This window comes from Pseudomonas sp. GW821-FHT01D09 (genome assembly GCF_059422465.1).
The window spans coordinates 547,913-565,105 of the sequence record NZ_JBWKWY010000001.1 but is presented as its reverse complement, the minus strand read 5'-3'; the positions used below and the strand labels follow the sequence as shown (position 1 = coordinate 565,105).

The following is a 17,193-nucleotide window of genomic DNA, read 5'->3' as shown; positions in this document are numbered from 1 at the left end:
TCCCGTTACTCATTCGATTGGCTAGCCGGCGTCGCAGTGCCGCTGTCTGCGGCAATGGGTTGGCAAACCGCGCTGATGGCGACAGTGCTCGGCTCGTCACCCTTGACCGGTGCTGGCAATTGGTAATCCACTCGACAGGTGTGCGGACTCGCGTCACTCCACTTGACGTTCAACACGCCGCTGTCGGTTTTCAGGCCTCGTGCAATGAGGCGGCCGCCTTGCGCAACCGTCCCGATAGTGCTGCCATCTGCCGCGAACACTTGCGCCCCGAACGGTAGCGACTGGCCTTGCGCGGTGGTCAAGCGCAGGAACACCGCACGACCGCTATTGACGGTTTCAAATTTCAGCTTGACCACCGCCCCTGCGGTCGGCGCCACTTGCTCCATGGTTGACTTCATCTCTACGTTAACGGGCAAGCCTTTCGGATCGATCTCCACCTGGTTTCGCGCATAAGGCGTCAGGCCCGATACCACCGCATGTCCCCATGGATCGACGCGTAAACCGCTGGCGTTGGTGATGCGCGCACCAACGGCATCATCGGCTTCCACGATGGCGCTGGTCTCACCCAGGCTTGGCGTAAACACCACACCGCCGTCATAAGCCACCACACCTCCCGACAGGCTGGCCCCCATCTGGCTGTAGCCGCTGCTATGGCTGACACTGCCGCTGACACGAGCCATTGAAGAGATGTAGCTGGCATTGCCTCCCATATTGGTACTGCCGGAGGCGCCCTGGTTGTCGCTACGGCTGGCGTTCATCCCGTAACTGAAATTGTTGTCCTTGCCCAAGGTGCCACTGACCCCCTCCTGGAGGCTGCTATGACCGCTAGAGCTCTTCTGTACGGTCGTTGTCGAGTAGAGTGGGTGCCCACCGGAGCCAAGGGTAAAACCGATCGTCAACATCAGCGTGTTGTCCCATCGATCCTGGGTGATATCCAACTGCCGGGAGGCCGAAACGCTATAACTCACTTGTTTGTAGTTGTTGTTGTAGCCGAACTGATATTGCACATCGCGACCGCTACGATCCCAGTAGTCCTGGCTGGAACCCGAAGCATAAAAGTTGCCATAGCCCTCAGGCAGACTCTGGTTGACAGTGACTTGCATTTGGCCGCGACGGCGCATCAGCGAGTCCCAGGTCTGGGGCGTACCCTTGCGTTGCGCATCGTTGAGCATCACGGCGTCCTGAAAATCGAGGTAACCGCTGCTTGAATAGCGGTAGGCGGCGACAGCAATATTGGTATTGGTCGGTGCCAGGAGCTTGCTGTAGCTCAAACGTACGCTTTGGCCTGTCTGCCCAGGTTGGTTGTACAGTTGGGCAACGGCATGTGTGATGTCCACGCCGAACGCACCGAGACGGGTGTTGAGCGCCATGCCGCCCAGCGTCGCCGAATAGCCCTCTGCGGCCCTGACACCGCCATAGCCCGTGAGCATGTTGGTAAACCCGTGTTGAAGCGTGCCTTGCACCAGCCAAGGCGACTCGTCAACGCCCGGATTGTCATACTTGCCACTGCTCAAGCTGTAGCGTGTGACGCCCTCGCGAACCGAGTTTACCGGGGCGGCATACGGTACTTTGGATAGATGGACGCTACCGTCGGCTTCAGTCACCACGACCTCAAGATCACCCCCGTAACCGGTGGGATATAGGTCGTTGATTTCAAAAGCGCCGGGGGCCACGTTGGTTTCGTAGATGAGATTGCCGTTCTGGCGGATCTGTACCACTGCGTTGCTGCGGGCAATACCGTGAATGATCGGTGCGTACCCACGCTGAGAGTCGGGACGCATACGATCATCGGTCGCCAGTTGCACCCCCCGCAATCCCACACTCTCGAACATGGACCCATCGGTATAGGCCTGACCGATCACCAACTGGCTGTCGAGCGGTGCCACCGAGCGCTGCAGATTGGTCTGGATACTTTGATACTTGCCCCCCAGATAAGGGCTCTGGCTATAGTTGCCATCATGACGAAGACGCCAGGCCCCCATGTTCACGCCGCTATTTAATCCCACATAGCTTTGTGTCGATGACGTGCCCGCCGAATCACTGCGATACAGGTTCGCGTTGTAACCAAGGCGCGCTGCCGTCACGCCCTCATCCCAGAACTGCGGGTCGACATAACCGCGAGCACTGCGACTCATAGCGATCTGGGGCACGCTGATATCGAGCCTTTGCTCACCGAAGTCAAACACTGCCGTGGCATCTGGAATCAACATCGGTAACCAGGCGCATGTGCTCCCTTGGGCCAGAAGCGCGCTGGCTTGTGGGCTGAGCTTGCCAAGATCGACATGGATCCGCTCAAGCAAATCACGGTCGAAGCACGGTTGTGCATCGCCCTTGTCCTCGCCCACTGCCCGCAGGGTAATGTCGGTCTTCGCCAGCCAACTCTTGTTGACGTACAAATCGACCCGATACTGTCCCGGCGGAGCCACATTGCCCTTGCTAAAACGGCGGGTATCGATCGCCTGTTTCCCGGCGCGCAGAAAGTCATCGCTGAACTGGACTTCTTTCGCTGTATTTGCCGGTTCGGCGGCCACCAGGCCACTGACACAAAGCAGTATCAAAAGACTGATCGAGCCTTGGCGAAGGGACAAACGAGGACTCACGCGGATTTGCATCGCAGTACTACCGAAATGACAGGAACAGCAAAGCCGTCGCAGCGCTACACGCAGCTATCGCTCAGCAATTCCTGGAGTTCTTGGGAAGGGTCAGTCAGCAGTCAGTGACGGTAAGAGGCCCTTGTCACTTGGCCTGGCTGGCAGTACTGATCAAGCTGGCATCCCCCTCGGTGATACCGCCGTAATCATTGATCGCGCGGTAGTGGACCTTGGCGTCGATACCCGAGCTAACCTGCCCTTTCAACGGGAAGCTGCGCGTTTCGCCGGGGGCGAGCATGCCACCCTCCTCAAACGTGGCCGTCTTGCCTCCACTGCCGACCTCAAGACTGGCGAACGAGGCGTGAAATACGCTGGGGTTATGCGCTTCCAGGGCGCTGCCTCCGGCATCCCGAATCAAGCGCCAGGTGATGCTGCCCGGAGTGTGTGCGGCATCACCCTTGAGGTCGGCAGGCCGGAAAAACAGTTTGATCCGAGAACGGATAGCAAGCTGAAGGTGGTTTTTATCCTCTTTATCTGCAGCCGGCCTGGGTGGAACCTCCAGAACGTTAAGCCAGAAGACCGACTCTTTATTCTTGGGCAGTGCCTCACCGGTGTAGAAAATGCGTAACGTCTGGCTCTTTTGCGGATCAAGGCGTGCCAGTGGAGGCGTCACGGTAAAGGGAACATCGATTTCAGACGGTTCTGCATTCGCCTCGCCGTTGTCCACCCACGCCTGAATCAGTGCTGGCTCCTGGCCTTTGTTGCTGATTTTCAACGTGGTTTCGTGCTCTGGTGCGTTATAGATAACCCGGGTTCCAGCAATCACCACCGATGCATTCGCAGAAGAACCGGCCACCAGCCCCAGCGCTAGCAGGCTGGCACCCAGAACGACGTAAAATTTGCTTTTGATGTTCATGACCTGTCACTGATGTCGCCTGAGAAAGCTGGATGAGCGCGGCGACAACAATCGCGATCATCCGTGTCGATACAACGCGGTCTGGTTGGGGCCTTAGCCTTAGTTGTAGACAATCTCGTACATCACACTGGAGTTCACCGAGCCTGCACCTGTGGCATCGCTTGCGAAGTAACGAGCGGTGTAGGTCAGCGTGGCAGCACCCGTTGCATTGGTGGTTTTCAGCGTGTCGCCCTGGGCCGCGGCAGTTGCATTATTGAGTGCAATTGGCGCGCTCGCGCTGTTGAGCAATTGGACTTGTACGTTGGTAGCCAGGCCAGTATTTTTCAGGCGTCCGGTGGCACCATCAATGCCGCTGCTGGCAGAGCTGAAAAAAGCGCGCACGGGAACCGAAGGCGAGCAACCGCTCAGTACAATGCTGAAAGGCGTATCGCCGGCGGTCTGGCCCGCTGCGGCCAAACTGGTTGTCTGGACTGATGGCAGGGACACGCTGAGGTCATTGCTGCCACCGCCGATGAGGCAGGTATCCGCAACGAGTGCACCCGTGAAGGTAATGGTACCTGTGGTTGGCGTCGCCGATGCGAACTGGAAGGCCATGGCGCTGACGGCAAAAATCGACGCGATAAGGCTGTTTGAGGTGTTCATGATGTGCTCCGCTTGAAAGGAATCGTGTCCTCGTGGACAACGATGCCAATTTAGTCGGAGTAATCTGATGTAAGTATCAGAGGATTCTCAAAATGAGCCCCAAGCACCGCTATCACGACTGATCTTAAAGCCAGGCACACGTCAAAGATCAAACCGATCAATCGCCCGCCGCCGCTCGTTGTCATCGCGCACGTCGTAGCTGGCGGTGGTCTGGATATTGGTGTGGTGCGCCAGTTTCTGTGCAATCGACAGGTCATGCTCCTCGATCACCCGGGTGATAAACGACCGCCGGAAGTCATGGGGCATGATCTTTACCCCCACCTGTTCGCCGCGCTGGCGGGCGATGTAGTAAATCGCATGTTTGGTGATGCGTTCGCGGGTGATGTGGCTGCCCCGGCGGATGCGGTTGAACAGGAAGCTATCGTCTTGCTCCCCTTCCTTCAAATGTTCACGGCGATATTCCAGCCATGCCTGCAACTTGGCAAACGCCCAGGCCGGGGCGTACTTGACCAGCTCTTTGTTGCCCTTGCCGATCACCCGCAGGCTGCGCTCTGCAAAGTCCACCTGGGCCAGGTCGAGGTTGACCGACTCCGATTTGCGCATCCCCGAGCCATACAGGATCCCGATCACCGCCGCATCCCGCAAACCCTGTGGCCTGGGGTCGGCGGCGCAGGCATCCATCAGTTCGCGGATCAAGGTGCGGCGCAGGTTACGCCCCTGGCTCAAGCGGGTGCCGGCGGTGGCCTTGACCGAGCGCATTTTCAGCAGGTGCTCCTGGCTGATCAAGCTGATGCGCCAGGCTTCGTTCATCACCCCGCGCACGGCGTTGACGTACAGCGATGAGGTATTGGGCGCGTACCCGTCTTCGCGCAATACGGCGACCAGGGCCATCACGTGTTCGGGTTGCAGCAGGTGCCAGTCGATATCTTCGAGGTTGAGTTCTTCAAAACCCAGGCGGTCGGCGGCATCTTGCAGCACGTAGCGCATGGTCAATTGGCTGGAGGGCGCCAGGCGCGCGAGATACAGGGTCAGGGGGTTGCGGGAAATCTCGGTCAAAATAGAGCAGCCTTGAGATTAAATATCGAGACTAAGCCTATGTTTAATCTCGGTATTTATTGGTTTGGCGAGCGTCGAGTCTAACGCAGGTCGGCGCACCCTACCAAACTAGGGCTCATCCTCGGCGGGCGCCGGGCTTTGTTGCTGGCTCCAGCCGGCGTCCTGTTTTTGCATCAGCGCAAACCACTGCTGGCGCATAAACACCAGCAGCTTGGCGGGTGCCTTGGCGAAGTCATGCTCGTCGTTGTAGCAGCCGGGCAATGGCAGGTCGGTGCCCTGCTCCTGGTACTGGCTGAGCAACGCCTGCTGCCCGGCAACGCTGCAATCGGTGGGCAGCGGCATACCCCGCAGGGCGCCGGCTTCCTCGTCCCACCAACTGGCGCCATGGCGGTCGACCCCACGTAGCCCGTATTTGTGCGCCTTGCCGATATGCATAATCAATTTGAATTCACGGGGGCTGACATCACTGGTGCAGGTGCGCGAATAGCCCACGGTCACCTGGCTCAGACCGTCACCCAGCAGATCAGTGACGCGGGTCGCAGCGTTATCGAAATGCAGGCCAGCGTCGAATTCGCAGCGCTGCACATCGTCATGCAGCATCCACAGGCGCTTGGGGCGGTCGCCCTCCAGCAGGTACTGGGCGGCATAGATCGAGGCCGATTGCGTGCCGTCGTCATCGCGCTCGCCGGCTTCCTGCTCGGCGAGTACCAGCAGGTTGTGGCCTTGCCGGTCATCCCAGCTATAGGCGGCCACCTGCCGGCCCCGGACCTCGACCCCGGCAGGCACCTGGGCCAGCGGCGTCAGGCTGACGTCCCCGGCAGCCCCAGCGGTATGGGCGGCCCCGAGTGTCATCCACACCACCATCAACGCCGGCCGTAACTGGCCGCGTAAAAACTGCACGCTATTCATCCGACTACCCAGGCAAGAGATCGCTCATTTTACCGGGACTTGCCGGGTGATGCAGAGAAGATTCTGCAGGCGCCCTGGATTGAAAACCCGATTGATTCACACCGAGTTCACATCAAAACACTTACAGATAAGGACTACGGTGCAAACCGTTATCGTTTGTCTGCGCTCGTTATTGTCTAGCTGAACACTAGCTGTCTGCCCACCAAATAAACGAGTTTTTCATCTGCCTTTCATATTCGCTGGACAAATTTACGCTTAACCTTGGCCGCAATCATTGGGGGGCGTCGTGTTTTGATGACTAACTCCTTGATAATCCTTTACCTTTGGCCGTTATGGGCTTTACTCAGGGTGGCTCTGCAAGCTGCTCTTTTTAATGAGTTGCCTGCACTTTCATCCATTGTTGGTTGTCATCTCTACGCTCAAAGTTGCTCTAACCCGAGGTCATGAATCTTTGAAACCCTACCCTATTCATTGCGTGTCGATCGTTATCCCGGTGTACAACGAAGAACAGAGCCTGCCCGAACTGCTGCGCCGTACCCGGGCTGCGTGCGCGCAGTTGGCCTATGAGTATGAAATCATCCTGGTGGACGACGGCAGCCGCGACACCTCCGCCCAACTGCTGGAAGACGCGGCAGGCGAGCCCGGCAGCCATGTGGTGGCGGTGATCCTCAACCGCAACTACGGCCAGCACGCGGCAATCATGGCCGGTTTCGAGCAATGCCGGGGCGAGGTGGTGATTACCCTCGATGCCGACCTGCAAAACCCACCGGAAGAGATTCCGCGCCTGGTCGAGCAAGCGGCCCTGGGCTACGACGTGGTCGCCACCGTGCGCAACAACCGCCAGGATTCGGCCTTTCGCCGCTGGCCTTCGCGCCTGATCAACCTGGCGGTGCAGCGTTCCACCGGCGTGGCCATGACCGACTATGGCTGCATGCTGCGCGCCTACCGACGCACCATCGTCGATGCCATGCTGGCCTGCCGTGAACGCAGCACCTTTATCCCGATCCTGGCCAACGGCTTTGCGCGCCATACCACCGAGATCCTGGTGCACCACGCCGAGCGCGAACATGGCGAGTCCAAATACAGCGCCATGCGCCTGATCAGCCTGATGTTCGACCTGCTGACCTGCATGACCACCACGCCCTTGCGCCTGTTGTCCATTGTCGGCTTCAGCCTGGCGGCCCTGGGCATGCTGTTTGCGTTTTCCCTGATCATCATGCGCCTGGCCTTCGGTGCCGATTGGGCCGGCGATGGCCTGTTCGTGCTGTTCGCCGTGCTGTTTGTGTTTACCGGTGGCCAGTTCATCGGCATGGGCCTGTTGGGCGAATACCTGGGCCGCATGTACAGCGATGTGCGCGCCCGCCCACGCTTCTTTATTGAAAAGGTGTTGCGCAACGCGCCCACCACGCCGGCCCCGACAGTCATCGTCGATGGCCTGCCCTCCTCCCAGTCTTCCCCTTCCTCTTCCAGTCAGGTTCAGTCATGAGTTCAAAAGCTGTTGTCTTCGCTTACCACGATATTGGCTGTGCAGGCATCGAAGCCCTGCTCAATTCGGGTTACGAAATTGCTGCCGTGTTCACCCATGCCGATGATCCCAAGGAAAACACCTTCTACGGCTCCGTCGCCCAGTTGTGCGCACGCCGTGGCATCCCGGTGCATGCCCCGGAAGACGCCAACCACCCGCTGTGGGTCGAGCGTGTGGCCAAGCTGAACCCGGACTTCATCTTTTCGTTCTACTACCGCAACCTGCTGGGCGAGGCGCTGCTGGCCACCGCACGCCAGGGCGGGTTCAACCTGCATGGTTCGCTGCTGCCCAAATACCGTGGCCGCGCCCCGGCCAACTGGGTGCTGGTCAACGGCGAAACCGAAACCGGCGTGACCTTGCACCGCATGGTCAAGCGTGCCGACGCCGGTGCGATTCTCGCCCAGCAAACAGTCATGATCGAACGCAGCGACACCGGCCTGACACTCCACGCCAAACTGCGCGAGGCCGCCACCCAGTTGCTGCGTGACGCGCTGCCGCAACTGGCCCAGGGCAAATTGCGCGAAACCGCCCAGGACGAAAGCCAGGCCAGCTGCTTTGGCCGCCGCACCCCGGCGGACGGCAAGCTTGTGTGGAGCAAACCCGCAGAAACGCTGTTCAACCTGGTACGTGCCGTGACCCAGCCGTACCCCGGCGCGTTCTGTGCGGTGGGCGAGCACAAGTTGATCGTGTGGCAAGCCGAAGTGCTTAAGGGCAATGAAGGCCAGGCGCCGGGGCGCGTGATCAGCGTCAACCCACTGCGCATTGCCTGCGGTGAAGACTCCCTGGTCATCCACTTCGGCCAGCGCAATGACCACGGCCTGTACCTGACCGGCCCGGCCCTGGCTGATGAACTGGGCCTGGTGGATGGCTCGATCCTGCGCGGCGCCGAGTCGGGCGCTAAACCACGGCGCACCCGGGTGTTGATCCTGGGGGTCAACGGCTTTATCGGCAACCACCTGTCCGAGCGCCTGCTGCGTGACGATCGCTACGAGGTCTATGGTCTGGATATCGGCTCCGACGCCATCGAGCGCCTGCGCAGCCACCCCAACTTCCATTATGTGGAAGGCGATATCAGCATTCACTCCGAGTGGATCGAGTACCACATCAAGAAATGCGACGTGGTCCTGCCGCTGGTGGCCATTGCCACGCCCATCGAATACACCCGCAACCCGTTGCGCGTGTTCGAGTTGGACTTTGAAGAAAACCTCAAGTTGGTGCGCTATTGCGTCAAGTACAACAAGCGCGTGATCTTCCCCTCGACTTCTGAAGTGTATGGCATGTGCCAGGACCAGAACTTCGACGAAGACACCTCCAACCTGGTGGTCGGCCCGATCAACAAGCAGCGCTGGATCTACTCGGTCTCCAAGCAACTGCTGGACCGGGTGATCTGGGCCTACGGTGCCAAGGGCCTGAATTTCACCCTGTTCCGCCCGTTCAACTGGATGGGCCCGCGCCTCGACCGCCTGGACTCGGCGCGTATCGGCAGCTCCCGCGCCATTACCCAGTTGATCCTCAACCTGGTGGAAGGCACGCCAATCCGCCTGTTTGACGGCGGCGAGCAGAAACGCTGCTTCACCGACATTGCCGACGGCATCGAAGCCTTGGCGCGGATCATCGACAACGATAACGACGCGTGCAACGGCCAGATCATCAACATTGGCAACCCGGACAACGAAGCCAGCATCCGCCAGTTGGGTGAAGAGCTGCTGCGCCAGTTCGAGGCCCATCCGCTGCGTGGCAACTTCCCACCGTTCGCCGGCTTTCGCGAAGTGGAAAGCAAGGCCTTCTACGGCGCCGGTTATCAGGATGTGGCGCACCGCAAACCGAGCATTGCCAACGCCAAGCGCCTGCTGAACTGGGCACCGAGCGTGGCCATGAGCGAGACCATCGGCAACACCCTGGACTTCTTCCTGCGTGAAGCGATGCTGGAAGTCGCCCAGACCCGCGAAGCGGGCAAATAATGAAGGCAGGTTTGCGCATCGACGTCGACACCTACCGCGGCACCCGTGATGGGGTGCCACGGTTGCTGGAGTTGCTGGATGAGGCCGGCATCAAGGCGACGTTCTTCTTCAGTGTCGGCCCGGACAATATGGGCCGGCATTTGTGGCGCCTGATCCGCCCGCAGTTCCTGTGGAAGATGCTGCGCTCCAACGCGGCCGGGCTGTATGGCTGGGACATCCTGCTGGCCGGCACTGCCTGGCCGGGCAAGCCGATTGGTCGCGACCTGGGGCACCTGATGCGCCAGGCCAGGGCGGCCGGGCACGAAGTGGGCCTGCATGCCTGGGATCACCATGGCTGGCAGGCCAATGCCGGGCGCTGGAGCGAGGCGCAGTTGGTGGAGCAGGTACGCCGTGGGCTCGACACCCTGGGCGATATCCTCGGCGCCCCGGTGCAATGTTCCGCCGCCGCCGGCTGGCGGGCCGATGAGCGTGTGGTGCAGGCCAAGCAAGGCTTTGGCTTGCGCTACAACAGCGATTGTCGCGGCAGCGGCCTGTTCCGCCCGCTCCTCGCCGATGGCCGCGCCGGCACGCCGCAGATCCCGGTGGACCTGCCGACCTTCGACGAAGTGGTCGGGCCACAGGTCGCGGCCAAGGACTTCAACGGCTTCATTCTTGATCGGTTCACCGAATCGACACTCAACGTCTATACGATCCACGCAGAAGTAGAAGGGATTCTGATGGCCAATGAATTTCGCCAGTTGCTTGCCCAGGCCGGGCAGCGCGGCATCCAATTCCAGCCCTTGGGCGACTTGCTGCCGGCCGACCCGGCGAGCCTGCCTCTGGCGCATCTGACACGCGGCGTACTCGACGGCCGCGAAGGCTGGCTGGGAGTGCAAAAGGCATGATCCGACGTTGGGCCCTGCCCCTGCTCCTGTTGGTCTTCGGCCTGTGTTACCTGCTGCCGATGGTCACCCATGGCCTATGGATCCCGGACGAAACCCGCTACGCGCAGATCAGCCAGGAAATGCTGCTGACCGGCAAATGGGCGTCGCCGCACTTTATGGGCATCCGTTATTTTGAAAAACCGGCGGCCGGCTACTGGATGATCGCCCTGGGCCAGGCCCTGTTCGGGCAGAACCTGTTTGGCGTGCGCGTGGCCTCTGCGCTGGCCACGGGCTTGAGCATCCTGTTGGTGTACTTCATGGCCCAGCGCCTGTGGAACGACCCACGCAAGAGCCTGGTCAGCGCCGTGCTGTACATGAGTTTTGTCAGCGTGGCGATGTCCGGCGGCTACGCCAACCTCGATCCGCAGTTCAGCTTTTGGATGAACCTGACGGGGGTGGCCTTGTGGCTGTGTATCGACAGCCACAGCCGGCGCGCCCGCCTGGGCGCCTGGGCCTTGCTGGGGTTTGCCTGCGCCATGGGGTTCATGACCAAGGGCTTTCTGGCGTGGCTGCTGCCGGTGTTGATCGCCCTGCCCTACATGGTCTGGCAAAAGCGCTTTGGCGAACTGCTGAGCCATGGCCTGGTGGCGGTGGCCGTGGCGATTGTGGTCAGCCTGCCCTGGGCGCTGATGGTGCATGCCCAGGAACCGGACTACTGGAACTTCTTCTTCTGGCACGAACACATCCAGCGGTTTGCCGGTGAGGATGCCCAGCATGAAGAGGCCTGGTGGTACTACCTGCCCTTGCTGGCCGCCTTCAGCTTGCCGTGGCTGGCCCTGCTGCCCTCCACTCTGAAGCAGGCGTGGCAGGAAAAACGCACGCACAAGACCGGCTTCCTGGTGTTGTGGCTGTTGATGCCCCTGGCGTTTTTCAGCTTGAGCAAGGGCAAGCTGCCGGCTTATATCCTGCCGTGCCTGCTGCCTTTGGCATTGCTGATGGGCCATACCCTGGCCGACAAGCTGGCCCAGGCCCGTGGCCGGGTGTTGCAGGTCAACGGCTGGCTCAACCTGATCCTCGGGGTAGTGGGCCTGCTGGCCATCGTGTATTTCCAATTGAAGAAGCCGGTTTATACCCCGCAGCAGGAGCTGTCGAGCCTGGTGCTGGTGTTTATCGTGTTGCTGGGCTGGATCATCGCCAACCTGTTGCAGGCCGCCCGCCCGCTGCGCCTGTGGGCGGCGCCCGCCGTGGGCAGTTGGTTGCTGGTGGCCCTGGTGCCGGCAGCGTTGCCGCATTCGGTGGTTTATAACAAGACCCCGGACCGCTTCATTGCCGACCACGCCCAAGCACTGGCCGGCACCCAGCGTTTGCTGAGTAACGACCTGGGCGCGGCCTCGGCCCTGGCGTGGCGGCTCAAGCGCCCGGACGTGACGCTGTACGACACCCAGGGCGAAGTCAAATACGGCCTTGCCTACCCCGACAGCGCTGCGCGCCGGGTCGACACCACACAAGTCCAGCAATGGATGACCGAGGCCCGTAAACAGGGCTCGGTGGGCGTGGTGATGCGGGTCAAGGGCGAGAGCGAAGTGCGCGAAGTCGAGTTATTGCCCAAGGACGGCCAGCGCTATGAGCAAGGCAACATGGTGATCCTGGTGTTCCCACAGGTGGCGCCTTGATCACCCTGCTGCTGCTCCTGGCCGCGTGCCTGCTGACCTGCATGGGCCAGATCGCGCAAAAGTATGCCGTGGAAGGCTGGCGTGGGCAGCCGGCGGGCTGGGCCTTGAAACTGCGCTCGCCGTGGCTGTGGCTGGCGCTGCTGTGCCTGGGCCTGGGCCTGCTGGTGTGGCTGTTGGTGCTGCAACGCCTGGAGGTGGGGATTGCCTACCCGATGCTCAGCTTGAATTTTGTATTGATCACCCTGGTGGCGCGCTTTGTGTTCCATGAGCCGGTGGATCGCCGCCACTGGATCGGCGTGGCCCTGGTGATGGGCGGCGTGCTGCTGCTGGGAGGCCAGGTATGAGCCGGTTACGCGGTTTCACCCTGGCATTATCCAGCGTGGCGCTGGTCAGTGCGGCCCAGTTGGGCATGCGCTGGAGCATGACACGCCTGCCCTTGCCGGCCGAGTGGCTCAACGCTCCGCTGGTTGATCCCCTGGCGCTGAGCGTGGTGGGCCTGGCCATCGTGGCCTACGCCCTGTCGATGCTCTGCTGGCTCGGCGCATTGCAGCACCTGCCCTTGGGCCGCGCCTATTCGTTGCTGAGTATCAGCTACGTCCTGGTGTACCTGCTGGCGGCCAGCCTGCCGGGCTTCAACGAACCCTTTTCCCTGTCGCGGACCTTGGGGGTGGCCCTGGTCATCCTTGGCGTCCTGACCATCAACTCCCGTCGTATCGGCCCTATAAGCCCCAGGAATACCCCATGAAAATCAGCGTATTTGGTAGTGGTTACGTTGGCCTGGTACAGGCCACCGTATTGGCCGAAGTCGGTCACGATGTGATCTGCATGGACGTTGACGAAAACAAGGTGCGCCTGTTGCAACAGGGCCATGTGAGTATTTTCGAGCCGGGGCTGGCCAGCCTGGTGCGGGAAAACCTGGAGAACGGCCGGCTGACCTTCACCAGCCAGGAAAAACTCGCGGTCGAGCATGGCGAAGTGCTGTTTATCGCGGTCGGTACACCGTCGGACGAAGACGGCTCGGCAGACTTGAAATACGTGCTGTCGGTGGGCGATGCGGTGGCCCGCCACCGCGTCGAACCGGTGATCCTGGTGGAAAAATCCACGGTCCCGGTGGGCACCGGCGACACCCTGCGGGCCCATATCGACAAGGCCCTGGCTGGGCGCAGCCTGGTGTTCGATATCGTCTCCAACCCGGAATTTCTCAAGGAAGGCTCCGCCGTGGCTGACTGCCGGCGCCCCGACCGGATCATCATCGGCTGCGAGCGCGAAGAAGTGCGCGAGGTGATGCGTGACCTGTACGCGCCGTTCAACCGCAACCACGACCGCATCATCTTTATGGATGTGCGCAGCGCCGAGCTGACCAAGTACGCCGCCAACTGCATGCTGGCCACCAAGATCAGCTTTATCAACCAGATCGCCGAACTGGCCGAGCACCTGGGGGCCGATATCGAGTCGGTGCGCCTGGGCATCGGTGCCGATTCGCGGATTGGCTACCACTTTATCTACCCGGGCTGCGGCTACGGCGGCTCGTGCTTCCCCAAGGATATGCGCGCCTTGATCCACAGCGCCCAGCAGGCCAACTGCTCCAGTGACCTGCTCGAAGCGGTGGAAGCCATCAACCAGCGCCAAAAAAGTAAACTGTTCGAGCGGATCCGGGCGTTCTACAAAGGCGAACTGCGCGGCAAGACCTTCGCCTTGTGGGGCCTGGCGTTCAAGCCCAACACCGACGACATGCGCGATGCGCCCAGCCGGGTGCTGATGGAGTCGCTGTGGGCCGCCGGGGCCAACGTGCGGGCCTTCGATCCCGAGGCCATGCAGGAAACCCAGAAACTGTACGGCGATGATCCGCGCCTGATGCTGATGGGCACCCCGGAATCGACCCTGGGCGGCGCCGATGCCTTGATCATCTGCACCGAGTGGCAGCAATTCAAGGCCCCGGACTTCGACCTGCTGCACGCGCGGCTCAAGGCGCCGGTGATCTTTGACGGGCGCAACCTGTATGACGCCGAGCGCCTGGCGCGCAAGGGCTTCGATTACTTCCCGATGGGGCGTGGGCAGTCCTGTGACTTACCGATCCCCCAACAACAGTGGGTGCCACGGTTGCTGGAGGCCTGAGGCGTGGACAAGAGGCTCGACCCTGCCCTGCGTCGCCAGTCCTGGGGCCTCGGCCTGCTGGCGCTGTTGCTGTTTATCGCCGGCAACTGGGACCAGGCGATCATTGGTTTCGACTCGCGTTTTGTGCTGTTTGCCCAGGAGATGCTGCGCCACGGCCCGGGGTTTTTCCCCACCACCTATGGCCAGCCGTATGCCGATTACCTGTCGACCTCGACCCTGCTGACCTGGCTGCTATCGCTGCCCCTGGGGCGCGTCACCAGCCTCAGTGCCTGGCTGCCGACCGCCGTTGCATCGGCGTTCATTGTCGTGCTGGTCTACCGCCTGACCGCGCCTTACTCCCAGCGCTGGGCGCTGCTGAGCATCGCGTTGTTGTTGCTCAGCAGCACGTTTATCAGCGAAGCCCGCGCGGTGTCCCTGGACCAGATGCTGGCGGCGGTGACCCTGGGCGTCTTTTACCTGGGCTATGCCCACGATCATTTCGCCAGCGCGCGGCGCCTGCCCTGGCTATTGCTCCTGTTATTGCTCGGCTTTGCGATTCGTGGCCCCATCGGCCTGGTGATCCCCACGGGGGTGCTGTGCAGCTATTACCTGCTCAACCGCCAGTGGCGCCGGTTGTTCAGCGTCGGCCTGCTGGCCCTGGCGTTACTGGGGGCCTGCGTCGGCCTGCTGTTGCTGCTGGCCAAGCTCAGTGGTGGCGAAACCTTTATGCAAGACGTGATCCGCATGCAGTTCCTCGGGCGCCTGGACGGCCGCGAAGGGTCCAGCAGCGGGTGGTATTACTTCACCAGCTCCCTGGGCAATTATGCCCTGGCGTACCCGTTGGCCCTGCTGACCCTGCTTGCGCTGCTGCTCAGTGGCCGGCGCACTGAGCAGAGCGGCTGGCCGTTGTTGCTCGGTTGCATGGCCGCAGGGTTGATGGTGATGGTGGGCCTGTCGATCCCCGAAGCGAAGAAAGCGCGCTATGTGTTGCCGATGTTGCCCATGATGGCGATCATCGCCGCGTACCCGTTCCAGCGGGCCGATGGGCGCCTGTTCCAAGGGCTGCGGGGCTTGATGCTGGGGGTGTGGGCGCTGACACCGGGCCTGTTGATCGGGGCGCTGCTGGTCGCTCGCCAGCGTTTTGGGGCGCAGTTGGAGCACTTCCAGGGTGTGCTGGGCTTGCTGATCGGCTTGCAGGTCCTCAGCGCCGGGCTCCTCCTCAAGTGGCGCTGGCGCCCTGTAGGCCCGGCGTTTTGCGCGGTGCTGGCGGTGTGGGGCGTCTATATCCTGGTGGTCGAACCCCTGGAGCGCCGCCTGTACGATACCCGCACCTTTAGTCGCGAGGCCCATGCGCTGATCCAGCAGCACCCGGCGCCGCTGGTGTTGCATGGCCTGGGTAAAGATGCCAAGGCCATCAAGTTCATGGTCAACGTGACGTGTGACCGGGTGCCGCTGTTCACCCAGGCGCCGGCCGACCTGGCAGCGCTGCCGGCGCCGGCGTGGCTGGTGATGGACAAGGCCGACTTCGAGCGCCTCGACGCGCCGCGCTGGCGCGGATTGACGCCGGTCCTTACGGGGTCCTTCGATAAAAACACCTATGTGCTGCTGCGCTTGGACAAAGTGGCGCCCTGAGTGGGCACTATCAAGAAAGCTCCTACGTTTGTATCCGTAAATGCCGGTAGCGACTCCCCTACCGGCCCCATGACCCCGACGGTAAACTCATTTTACATCTGCGCTACATAGTTACCGCCATGCGTTCACAAGACGCCTCAGAGGACCGCTGCCGTGCCTGACGAGCTATCGCCTGTTGCCGCTGCCATCGAGCCTGTACATGTCGGCTATATCCCGGTCACCCTCGACCGGCTGATGGAGCTGCGCGACGCCCTCGTGGCGCTCAAGGGGCCGCTGGCCAACAACCCGCACCTGCGGGAAAGCGTACACAAGCTACTGATCAACGCAGAGAACCACGACCGGGTGCTGGGCAAGGTCAGCCCGGGGCGGGAGCCGTATTGATGCAAAATTACTGCACTTAACCTGCATTAATATGCATTGGCGGCCGTTTTGTTTGATCGGCACACTGCGCCGGTTCCTCCCCCTGATGTGGGAACTTTTGAAGGGCTTTACGGGAAACCGCAAAGCCCTTCTTTTTGCCTGATGCCCGCTCGCCACTGGGTGGGCCCTTGTCTGGCCCCCTCTTCTTACCCCCCTCCTTATATTTAGATTGGATTGCCCCGCAATGCTCGCTCGCTGGTTACCCGCTACTATCAATACCCGTCCCGCCGAATGGAGCCGTGCCGCCATCGGCATGGCCCTGGGCACCCTGTTGACCGTATGGCTCTGCGCCCAGGTATTTGGCCTGGAAGTGGCCATGCACCTGTTGGGCCCGCTGGGGGCTTCCGCCGTGCTGTTGTTTGCGGTGTCATCGGGTGCCCTCGCCCAGCCATGGTCGATCGTCGGCAGCTACCTGTGTGCCAGTGTGGTGGCTTTGCTGGTGGTCCGTGTCCTGGGACGCACCCTGGGCAGCGCCTGCCTTGCGGCGGGCCTGGCGGTGATCCTGATGTGTTGGCTGCGTTGCCTGCATCCGCCCTCGGGTGGCCTGGCCATGACCCTGGTCCTCGCGGACCCGGCAACCATCGCCCTGGGCTGGCAGGAAGTCGGGCCGGTAATGCTCGGCGCTGGTACTTTGCTGCTCTCGGCCCTGGCCTACAACAACCTGACCCGCACCCGTTACCCCAAGGGCCCCAGCGAGGCGCCGCTGATGGTGCCGTTGCGGCCCCAGGAGGTGGACGCAAAAATCACCGCCGTGGACCTGGAGCAGGCGTTGGCGCAAATGGAGCAGTTTTTCGATGTCACCCCCAGCGAACTGGAAGAGCTGATCCATATCGCCGAAGACCATGCCCGCCGCCGCAGTATTGGCCAGGTGCTGGCCAGTCGGGTCTAGGCGTACACACCCTGGTTTTTTA

Annotated in this window: 15 protein-coding genes; 10 read left to right on the top strand and 5 right to left on the bottom strand. The window is 61.4% G+C overall.

Going from position 1 to position 17,193, the window contains the following annotated elements:
- Positions 1-5: 5 nt before the first annotated feature.
- The 5 genes from AC07W7_RS02555 to AC07W7_RS02535 form a co-directional block, all read right to left on the bottom strand.
- Positions 6-2,612, bottom strand: coding sequence for a fimbria/pilus outer membrane usher protein (locus AC07W7_RS02555; protein ID WP_495038584.1), 2,607 nt, complete (start codon positions 2,610-2,612; stop codon positions 6-8).
- 124 nt (positions 2,613-2,736) lie between these two features.
- Positions 2,737-3,507, bottom strand: coding sequence for a fimbria/pilus periplasmic chaperone (locus tag AC07W7_RS02550; RefSeq protein WP_099170662.1), 771 nt, complete (start codon positions 3,505-3,507; stop codon positions 2,737-2,739).
- 99 nt (positions 3,508-3,606) lie between these two features.
- A complete protein-coding gene (locus AC07W7_RS02545; protein ID WP_495038583.1) occupies positions 3,607-4,149 on the bottom strand; it encodes a fimbrial protein in 543 nt (180 codons plus the stop codon).
- Between the two features lie 141 nt (positions 4,150-4,290).
- Positions 4,291-5,205, bottom strand: coding sequence for a site-specific integrase (locus AC07W7_RS02540; protein WP_197881043.1), 915 nt, complete (start codon positions 5,203-5,205; stop codon positions 4,291-4,293).
- Between the two features lie 108 nt (positions 5,206-5,313).
- Positions 5,314-6,114, bottom strand: a complete 801-nt coding sequence (locus AC07W7_RS02535) for a M949_RS01915 family surface polysaccharide biosynthesis protein (protein WP_495038582.1) — start codon at positions 6,112-6,114, stop codon at positions 5,314-5,316.
- Positions 6,115-6,565: 451 nt separating this feature from the next.
- On the opposite strand from AC07W7_RS02535, the gene arnC reads away from it, so the two are divergent.
- The 10 genes from arnC to AC07W7_RS02485 all read left to right on the top strand — a co-directional run bounded on the left by arnC (position 6,566) and on the right by AC07W7_RS02485 (position 17,171).
- The gene (arnC, locus tag AC07W7_RS02530; RefSeq protein ID WP_076960969.1) at positions 6,566-7,600 is read left to right on the top strand and encodes an undecaprenyl-phosphate 4-deoxy-4-formamido-L-arabinose transferase; all 1,035 of its coding nucleotides are present in this window, start codon (positions 6,566-6,568) and stop codon (positions 7,598-7,600) included.
- The gene (gene arnA / locus AC07W7_RS02525; RefSeq protein ID WP_076960970.1) at positions 7,597-9,600 is read left to right on the top strand and encodes a bifunctional UDP-4-amino-4-deoxy-L-arabinose formyltransferase/UDP-glucuronic acid oxidase ArnA; all 2,004 of its coding nucleotides are present in this window, start codon (positions 7,597-7,599) and stop codon (positions 9,598-9,600) included. Before arnC ends, arnA begins: the two co-directional genes overlap by 4 nt.
- Positions 9,597-10,484 (top strand): 4-deoxy-4-formamido-L-arabinose-phosphoundecaprenol deformylase, encoded by an 888-nt coding sequence (gene arnD / locus AC07W7_RS02520; RefSeq protein ID WP_373562160.1) that lies wholly within the window; start codon positions 9,597-9,599, stop codon positions 10,482-10,484. Before arnA ends, arnD begins: the two co-directional genes overlap by 4 nt.
- On the top strand, positions 10,481-12,136 hold the full coding sequence (gene arnT, locus AC07W7_RS02515) for a lipid IV(A) 4-amino-4-deoxy-L-arabinosyltransferase (RefSeq protein ID WP_495038581.1): 1,656 nt from the start codon (positions 10,481-10,483) through the stop codon (positions 12,134-12,136). Before arnD ends, arnT begins: the two co-directional genes overlap by 4 nt.
- Entirely contained in the window at positions 12,133-12,480 is a 348-nt protein-coding gene (arnE, locus tag AC07W7_RS02510) for a 4-amino-4-deoxy-L-arabinose-phosphoundecaprenol flippase subunit ArnE (RefSeq protein WP_495038580.1), read from the top strand. The genes arnT and arnE overlap by 4 nt, the downstream gene beginning before the upstream one ends.
- On the top strand, positions 12,477-12,881 hold the full coding sequence (arnF, locus tag AC07W7_RS02505) for a 4-amino-4-deoxy-L-arabinose-phosphoundecaprenol flippase subunit ArnF (protein WP_495038579.1): 405 nt from the start codon (positions 12,477-12,479) through the stop codon (positions 12,879-12,881). The genes arnE and arnF overlap by 4 nt, the downstream gene beginning before the upstream one ends.
- Positions 12,878-14,251 (top strand): UDP-glucose dehydrogenase family protein, encoded by a 1,374-nt coding sequence (locus tag AC07W7_RS02500; protein WP_099170669.1) that lies wholly within the window; start codon positions 12,878-12,880, stop codon positions 14,249-14,251. The genes arnF and AC07W7_RS02500 overlap by 4 nt, the downstream gene beginning before the upstream one ends.
- Positions 14,252-14,254: 3 nt before the next feature.
- Complete coding sequence (locus AC07W7_RS02495) at positions 14,255-15,862, top strand: glycosyltransferase family 39 protein (protein ID WP_495038578.1); 1,608 nt, start codon at positions 14,255-14,257, stop codon at positions 15,860-15,862.
- A gap of 153 nt (positions 15,863-16,015) precedes the next feature.
- Positions 16,016-16,243, top strand: coding sequence for a type VI secretion system contractile sheath small subunit (locus AC07W7_RS02490; RefSeq protein ID WP_495038577.1), 228 nt, complete (start codon positions 16,016-16,018; stop codon positions 16,241-16,243).
- A 223-nt stretch (positions 16,244-16,466) separates the two neighbouring features.
- Entirely contained in the window at positions 16,467-17,171 is a 705-nt protein-coding gene (locus AC07W7_RS02485) for an HPP family protein (RefSeq protein WP_076960977.1), read from the top strand.
- Positions 17,172-17,193 lie beyond the last annotated feature (22 nt).